At 60.8% G+C, this 691-nt stretch carries 2 tRNA genes and 2 rRNA genes; all 4 read right to left on the reverse strand.

Annotated features, from left to right (window positions below):
- Nucleotides 1–119, reverse strand: a 23S ribosomal RNA gene (locus GF068_RS43245); the annotation flags it as partial.
- Between the two features lie 161 nt (nt 120–280).
- Nucleotides 281–353: transfer RNA gene (locus GF068_RS43250), tRNA-Ala, on the reverse strand.
- A 23-nt stretch (nt 354–376) separates the two neighbouring features.
- Nucleotides 377–450, reverse strand: a tRNA-Ile gene (locus tag GF068_RS43255).
- A gap of 134 nt (nt 451–584) precedes the next feature.
- A 16S ribosomal RNA gene (locus GF068_RS43260) occupies nt 585–691 on the reverse strand; the annotation flags it as partial.

Genomic DNA, 691 nt, shown 5'->3' on the forward strand with positions numbered 1-691 from the left:
ATTCGGAGATCTCCGGATCACAACCTGTTAGCGGTTCCCCGGAGCTTATCGCAGCTGTCCACGTCCTTCTTCGCCTCTGATCGCCTAGGCATCCACCGTGCGCCCTTCGTAGCTTGACCGTACCCCTAAGGCACGCATCGAGCTCGCGCTCGGAGTTCGATTGCCGAACCTCCTCGCGCCAGCTTCTTCGCTAGCTTTAGGACGCTATCTACTATTCAATTGTCAGAGATCCAGGACGCCGAAGCGTCGCAGTCTTTTGATGTCTGGAGGGTCCAGACGGTGGAGCTGAACGGGCTCGAACCGTCGACCTCAGGCTTGCAAAGCCCGCGCTCTCCCAGCTGAGCTACAGCCCCAAGAGCTCTCCAGAACGCTCAGGTGGGCCAGGGCAGAGTTGAACTGCCGACCTCACGCTTATCAGGCGTGCGCTCTAACCACCTGAGCTACTGGCCCAAACTGCAGCCCCCGCTCGCGCGGGTCCGCAGCTCGGTCCCTGGAAACTGGATTGTACGCTTCACTGTACCCCTCGCGGGGCACCGTGTGGGACGAGGTTTGACCTCTAGGTAGGCGCCGAAGCGCTTCCTTAGAAAGGAGGTGATCCAGCCGCAGGTTCCCCTACGGCTACCTTGTTACGACTTCACCCCAGTTACCAGCCACTCCTTGGGGCCCTGCCTCCCTTGCGGGTTGGCTCAGG

The sequence above is a fragment of the Polyangium spumosum genome (assembly GCF_009649845.1).
Classification (GTDB): domain Bacteria; phylum Myxococcota_A; class Polyangia; order Polyangiales; family Polyangiaceae; genus Polyangium; species Polyangium spumosum.